This is a genomic window from Undibacterium sp. SXout7W (assembly GCF_049339385.1).
In the GTDB taxonomy this organism is placed as follows: domain Bacteria; phylum Pseudomonadota; class Gammaproteobacteria; order Burkholderiales; family Burkholderiaceae_D; genus Undibacterium.
Genome location: NZ_JBMPPF010000183.1, coordinates 1 through 270, shown reverse-complemented (window position 1 = coordinate 270; position 270 = coordinate 1). Strand labels below are relative to the sequence as shown.

The 270-nt window shown below is 56.3% G+C and carries 1 protein-coding gene; it reads right to left on the bottom strand.

Annotated features, from left to right (window positions below):
- The coding region (locus ACO0LB_RS21020; RefSeq protein WP_423052701.1) for a hypothetical protein at positions 1-270 on the bottom strand (270 nt) is incomplete at both ends.

Below are 270 nucleotides of genomic sequence, written 5' to 3'. Positions count from 1 at the left end.
GCGCGGCTTCCAGCGTGCCTTGCTGGTTGTTGAATGTGCCGGCTGCATTGAGGTCGATGCTGCCGGCGCTGACGATGTTGCCTTGCTGATTGCTGATGTCGCTACCGCTGTGCAGGCGCAGTGTGCCGTTGCTTTGGATGAGGCCTGCTTGTCCATTTTGGCTGTCATTGGTGACTTTTTGGGTGTCGATGCTGATGGCACTGGCACTGAGTAGTTTGCCACTCTGGTTGTTGAGTTCGCCTTGGTTGGTGATGGTGAGCTGGTCATTGC